Raw genomic sequence first — 3,340 nt, 5'->3', positions numbered from 1 at the left:
CCAACGCTACTTTAGTAAACCAAATATTCTTTCTTAAATTTAAATATTTATTTCCTAAATTAGCTTCAATATAAATCTGTAGGATATTTATATTGATAATCCCTTAATGTCTATATACCTGCCGTTGTGTTTAATTTGACAGCAGAATTCAATGAGAATAAAATCTAATGCCTCACCAGACGAATTATCCTCACCTTTTTTTAAATCGAATGAGGAATTTTGTTCTGATTTTGAAAGTTTTGTTGCGAATAAAAATGGAAAAGTAAAAGGAAATTACAACGCTTGGTCATATCTGATTTTCGGTAAAATATCCAATCCTACAAATTGGAATTTGACTTATAAAAAATCGACCTTTACTTCAACTGGAAATTTATTGCTTTCATCAAAAAAGCAAAGCTTACTTGTTTTGGCGGAATGGGAAACTGAAAGAAAAGGAACTTATAATTCGGAATTTACAATACGCAAAAAAACACGAACTGACTTTTTGAAAAAATTGGTAAATAAATCATTATCTGAATTAGATATTTCTAAAAAGTACATTCTTGAAATAAAAAATGAGAAACCAAAGCTGATTTTCAAACTGACAGAAATATTAAAACCACTTTTCCAATCTGGAGAAATATATAAGATTGAACATAAGAATAACAAGCTCAAAATTGAAATGAGAACTGAAAAACATCATTTCGAATTATTTGACAAATTAATAACCGAATTATAAAAAACTAAACACAACACCGTGTATAAAAAATTGCTACTTTTAGCTTAACCAATGTCAGTTGCTTTACTTGCTTGCATCTGATTTTCCTTCGGAAAATCCTCGCATACAAGCACGCAACTTTCCATACACATAAACGTTGTAAAACATTTATCAAACCAGCCAACTCACGAAATTTAGATTGAATTATTTTGTATTTAATTTAACTTGAACTATAGATTTTATTAACATTTTTAAAATCAAATTATTATATGTTTGACCTGAACAATTAATCTTGTTTTATGAAAAAAAATTATTTAATAATTGCAATGCTTTTTTCTGTTTTCGTTGTTAATGCACAAGATGACATCTCTAAAAATGAAAAAAGGAATGAATTAAAAACAAACGTATTATTACCTCTGACTGGAGCTTTTGAAGTTACTTATGAAAGAATCTTAAATGAAAAATCATCATTAGGTGTTTCTGCTTTTACAGTATTCAATAACGAAAAATCACACGATGATTTAAATTATTCTATTTCACCATATTATAGAAGATACTTTGGAAAGAAATTTGCTTCTGGATTCTTTGCAGAAGGATTTGGAATGTTAAGTTCAATCGACGGAAAAAAAATATATGACACGAATGATAATTCAATATTTACTGAAGGTTCTGATGTTATTGATTTTTCTATTGGTTTAGGTTTAGGTGGAAAATGGGTTACAAAAAGCGGATTTATATTTGAAGTCAATGCAGGTTATGGAAAACTCTTATTTAATGCAGATAAGACTGACCATACAATTGTTGCGAAATTTGGATTTCATTTAGGTTATAGGTTTTAAAGTAACAACGGAATAAAAACGTTTTACAACACCGTATATAATTTATTGCTAGTTCTAGCCTACTTACGAAAATCCTCGCGGATTTTCTATTCGGTTTTTATTTGCTAAATTAGGTGCTTAAACACGCAACAAATCATATACATAAACGTTACCATACATTTAAGAAATGACGAACACATTAAAATATTTAGGACTGATTTTAATATTATCTGTTATCGGATTTTTAATTCGAGATTACTTTTTTGACATTTCTTTTTCCCAAATAGCGAATGAAAACACTCAAGTTGTTAGCCGAAATATGAGCGCACAATTTTATTCTCATATTTTATTCGCTTTTTCAATCGGAATTATTCCTCTACTATATCTGATTATAAAAAAAATAACAAAACTGAATTTTATGAAACAGGGTTTAATTTCTTGTGGAATAATACTTGTTAGTGGAATTTTACTTTGGCAATTCAGAATATTTCAACTGAACAGTAGGTTTCAAAAACTATCTGAATTTGATATTGGAAACGGAATTCAAACTCAAATGGATTTTGATAATCTGAATTTCGGACGATATTTATTTATTGGATTTTTAATCGGAACAATATTAAGTATTTTGATTTTCAAGAACAGAAACAAAACAGTTACGGAATAAAAAAACGTATGGTAACACCGTGTATAATTAATTGCTTGGTCACTGCCGACTTACGAACATTCCTGCGGAATATTCTATCTGTGATTTATTTGCTAAATTAGTTGCTTAACCACGCAACTAATCATACACAAGACCGTTATGCTACATTTGAATGAACAACAGTAATTACATCATAATTTTAGTTTTTTTATTAATTGGTTGCCAAAACAAGACGACTGAAAAAAATAACGTGGAATTAACTCAAACGGAATCTGTATCTGAAAAAATTGATACTTTAATCAACACAGCAGATTATTTGATAATTGGAAATAAGAAAGCGGAAATCAAAATTATTAGTGATAAAGACAGTTTGAACTTTCCAAATTTCAAAGTTGTCGACAAAAAAAATGACATTCTTATTATTGCTAAAAATCTTGATGAATCAAAGCTTGAGGTTTATGAAAAACTAAATCCAAAATATGATTTTGATAAATATAAGTCAGAAATATATAATGGAAAATTAGCTGAACCTGATTTCAATTCTTATCCAGATGCAAAAAGATATATTACAAGAATAAAAGAAGAATGTAAAAACGGAATTAATTTTGCTGGAAAATACACTTTAGTAATTTGGGGATGTGGTTCACCTTGCCAAAGCGGAGTTGTTGTCGACAGAATAAACGGAAAAATTTATGCCGACTATTTTTCTACATTTGGTTCAGAATTTAGAAAAGATAGCCGAATGATAATATTAAATTCTGGTTTAATTGACGAAAAAAAAGAACTGATAAATTTCCATAATATGGTTGAATTGAGTGTTGAATTATGGAATGGTTCGGAATTTATAAAAGCGGAATAAAAACGTAGCATAACACCGTATAAAAATAATAGGGCAATTAGTGCTTAATTCAATGGCTTGGGCACTTTTTCGAGGTCGCCAAATTTTTAAATTTGGCTTATTGAGAAAAAAGATAATAAGAAAAATTTAAAAATTCGGCTTGTGTTTAACCGAATGGTTCGTGCATTTTTTCCGCCCTACTATTCTTATACAATTCCGTTGTGGTTAATTATGAAAAACATACTACTTACAATATTAATTTTGACATTTCTGAATTGTAAAAGCGATTCAGAAAAGGTTGTTTCAAAACATTCTAAAGACACAACAATCCATTATAAAAATCA

At 28.5% G+C, this 3,340-nt stretch carries 4 protein-coding genes; all 4 read left to right on the top strand.

Going from position 1 to position 3,340, the window contains the following annotated elements:
* Window positions 1–151: 151 nt before the first annotated feature.
* Window positions 152–718 (top strand): hypothetical protein, encoded by a 567-nt coding sequence (locus tag V6246_RS18130; RefSeq protein ID WP_341561855.1) that lies wholly within the window; start codon window positions 152–154, stop codon window positions 716–718.
* 278 nt (window positions 719–996) lie between these two features.
* Window positions 997–1,536 carry a DUF3575 domain-containing protein gene (locus tag V6246_RS18125; protein WP_341561854.1) on the top strand — a complete coding sequence of 180 codons (540 nt, stop codon included), beginning with the start codon at window positions 997–999 and terminating at the stop codon, window positions 1,534–1,536.
* 397 nt (window positions 1,537–1,933) lie between these two features.
* Window positions 1,934–2,179, top strand: a complete 246-nt coding sequence (locus V6246_RS18120) for a hypothetical protein (protein ID WP_341561853.1) — start codon at window positions 1,934–1,936, stop codon at window positions 2,177–2,179.
* A gap of 151 nt (window positions 2,180–2,330) precedes the next feature.
* Window positions 2,331–3,017 carry a hypothetical protein gene (locus V6246_RS18115; protein WP_341561852.1) on the top strand — a complete coding sequence of 229 codons (687 nt, stop codon included), beginning with the start codon at window positions 2,331–2,333 and terminating at the stop codon, window positions 3,015–3,017.
* Window positions 3,018–3,340 lie beyond the last annotated feature (323 nt).

Source organism: Algibacter sp. TI.3.09 (genome assembly GCF_038154905.1).
In the GTDB taxonomy this organism is placed as follows: Bacteria; Bacteroidota; Bacteroidia; order Flavobacteriales; family Flavobacteriaceae; genus Algibacter.
This window is presented reverse-complemented; position numbering and strand designations above follow the sequence as displayed.